Annotated in this window: 3 protein-coding genes; 2 read left to right on the forward strand and 1 reads right to left on the reverse strand. The window is 72.9% G+C overall.

The annotated features are described in order from the left end of the window. Nucleotides 1-30: 30 nt before the first annotated feature. Nucleotides 31-1,698 carry a putative bifunctional diguanylate cyclase/phosphodiesterase gene (locus V7Z97_RS20030; protein ID WP_334165335.1) on the forward strand — a complete coding sequence of 556 codons (1,668 nt, stop codon included), beginning with the start codon at nucleotides 31-33 and terminating at the stop codon, nucleotides 1,696-1,698. Here V7Z97_RS20030 and V7Z97_RS20035 read toward each other — a convergent pair. Next, nucleotides 1,695-2,258, reverse strand: a complete 564-nt coding sequence (locus V7Z97_RS20035) for a YqgE/AlgH family protein (protein WP_442958057.1) — start codon at nucleotides 2,256-2,258, stop codon at nucleotides 1,695-1,697. The two genes, V7Z97_RS20030 and V7Z97_RS20035, sit on opposite strands and share 4 nt — an antisense overlap. A gap of 114 nt (nucleotides 2,259-2,372) precedes the next feature. Here V7Z97_RS20035 and V7Z97_RS20040 point away from each other — a divergent pair. Further along, nucleotides 2,373-2,674: redoxin family protein (locus V7Z97_RS20040; RefSeq protein WP_334165337.1), on the forward strand; the 302-nt coding region annotated here is incomplete at its 3' end.

Here is a 2,674-nt window from a genome sequence, read left to right on the forward strand (position 1 = left end):
CGTTTTGTTCTGCCAGGCGGCTGAAGATCCATGTCGAGCGACCGGTGGACGTGGGGCGCGACGACGACGCTCGAGGCGCTGGGCGCGGCCGACGTGGCCCTGTGGCTCTGGGAGCCGGACGCCGACCGCCTGCGGCTGACGGGCGCGACGCGCGCCCTGGGCCTGGGCCCGCTGGCCCCCGACTGCTCCTCCGCCGCCCTTCGCGCGCTGGCCCTGCCGCAGGACCGGGCCATGGCCGACGAGCTGCTGCGCCTGGCGGAACCGGGGACCGAGGTCTCCGTGCGCCTGAGGATGCGGGGCGGCGGCGTCTGCGTGTGGCGCGGCGTCTGGCTGGAGGAGGGCCGGCGCGCCGCCGGCGTGGCCGCGCCCGAGACCAAGTTCGCGGCCTCCGAAAAAGACACCCTTACCGGATTGCTCGACCGCCGGAGCTTCATCGTGCGCGCCCGCGAGCGGCTGCAGCAACCGGGCGCCCATGAGCTTGTGGTGGCCGACCTCGACCGCCTGCGGCGGCTGAACGAGGCCCTCGGCCACGAGCGCGCCGACCTGGTGCTGGCGGCGCTCGGCTCGCGGCTGGCGGCGGCCTTCCCGGCCGGAACCCTCCTGGCCCGGATCGGCGAGGACGAATTCGCCGCCCTCGCTCCGGTGGAGACCTCGCCCGGCGCGGCGGCGCTCCGACGGGCGCTGGAGCAGCCGCTGCGGGTCGCGGGCTTCGACATCCACCCGACGCTGTCCATCGGGGCGGTGGAGGCGCAAGGCGGCGAGGACGCCCCCGAGGCGGCCGAGCTGCTGCGCCGGGCCGAGCTCGCCGTGGAGGCGGCCAAGAGCCACGGCCGCGGCGGGGCGGCGGCCTATGGCCGTTCGCTGGAGAGCGACGGCCTCTCGCGCCTGGCGCTGGAGAGCGACCTGAAAGGCGCCATGGGCCGGGGCGAGCTGACCCCCTTCTACCAGCCCATCGTGCGGCTCTCGACGGGCGCGCTGTCGGGCTTCGAGGCCCTGGTGCGCTGGCGGCACCCGCGGCGCGGGCTGCTGATGCCCGAGCAGTTCCTGACGCTGCTCGACGAGATGGGGCTGATGGGCGACCTCGGCGCGCTGATGATGCGCCAGGCGGCCCGGCAGCTGGCGGACTGGCGGCTGAAGCACGCCGCCGCGGGCGAGCTGACCGTGGCGGTGAACCTCTCCACCGGCGAGATAGACCGCAAGGGCCTGGTGGCCGACGTGGCGGCGATCCGCGAGGAGACCGGCCTGCCGCCGGGGGCGCTCAAGCTCGAGGTCACCGAGAGCGACGTCATGCGCAATCCGGAGAAGGCGGCCGTCGTGCTGCGCGACCTGCGCAAGGCCGGGGCGGCGCTCGTGCTGGACGACTTCGGCACCGGCTTCTCGTCGCTGAGCTACCTCACGCGGCTGCCTTTCGACACCCTGAAGATCGACCGCTATTTCGTGCGCACCATGGCGACCAACGACGGCTCGGCGAAGATCGTCTCCTCGGTGGTCAAGCTGGGCGGCGACCTGGCGCTGGAGGTGGTGGCCGAGGGCGTCGAGAACGCCGGCATGGCCCGGCAGCTCCAGAGCCTGGGCTGCGACTACGGCCAGGGCTTCGGCTACGCCCCGGCGCTCTCGCCGCAGGAGGCCGAGGTCTACCTCAACGAAAGCTATGTGGACGGCGCGGCGCCGGTGATGGCCCGCGGCACGCGCGGCTAGGCCCGGCCGGCCACGAAGCTGAGGCGTTCGGGGTCGACGCCGAGCTTGGCGAGCGCCCGGGCCCATTTCTGGTCGTGGTCGCCGCCGAAGATCAGGGACTCGTCCGGATCGCAGCTGAGCCAGACGTTCTCCTTGAGCTCGTTCTCCAGCTGGCCCGCGCCCCAGCCGGCGTAGCCGAGCGCCAGCAGGGAGCGGCGCGGGGGGCCGCTGGCCTGGGCCATGGCCTCGAGGGCGTCGCGGGTGGGCGTGAGCGCCAGGCCCTCGGCGACCTCCAGGCTGTGCTCGGAGGCGTAGTCGTCGGTGTGCAGCACGAAGCCGCGCTCGCGCTCCACGGGGCCGCCCATCAGCACGAGGTCCGGCGGGGCCTTGATCTCGGAGGCGATGTCCAGCCGGGCCAGCAGGTCGGGCACGGTCAGGCCCTCCACGGGGCGGTTGACGGCCAGGCCCATGGCGTGGCGGTCGTCGTGCGCGCAGACCAGGATCAGGGCCCGCTCGAAGCGGGGATCGGAGATGCCCGGCATGGCGATCAGGAGCTGGCCTGCGAAGAACCCTTCATCCATCGGCTCCGACATTCGAACCGGATCGCGGCGCTTTCAAGGTCCGTTCGCACATGCTTGGTTGAAGCGCGCGGAGTTGTCGCTATCTGCCAGCTCTAGTTTCAGGAGGACGCCCCCATGACCATCAAAGTCGGCGACAGGCTGCCGGACGCCACCCTCACCCAGGCCACGGCGGAAGGGCCCCGGCCGGTGTCCTCGAAGGACGTGTTCGCGGGCAAGAAGGTGGCGCTGTTCGCGGTGCCGGGCGCCTTCACCCCCACCTGCTCGGCCAAGCACCTGCCGGGCTTCAAGCAGCTGGCCGGCGACATCAAGGGCAAGGGCGTGGACACCATCGCCTGCGTCTCGGTGAACGACGCCTTCGTCATGCGCGCCTGGGCCGAGGACCAGGCGGTGGGCGAGGACATCGTCATGCTGGCCGA

This window comes from Phenylobacterium sp. (genome assembly GCF_036821595.1).
Lineage (GTDB): Bacteria > Pseudomonadota > Alphaproteobacteria > Caulobacterales > Caulobacteraceae > Phenylobacterium.

What these genes read in the sequence shown, in the direction of transcription:
- V7Z97_RS20030 (WP_334165335.1), top strand. Translation starts at nt 31, where the DNA reads ATGTCGAGCGACCGGTGGACGTGGGGCGCGACGACGACGCTCGAGGCG.
- V7Z97_RS20035 (WP_442958057.1), bottom strand. Translation starts at nt 2,258, where the DNA reads ATGGATGAAGGGTTCTTCGCAGGCCAGCTCCTGATCGCCATGCCGGGC.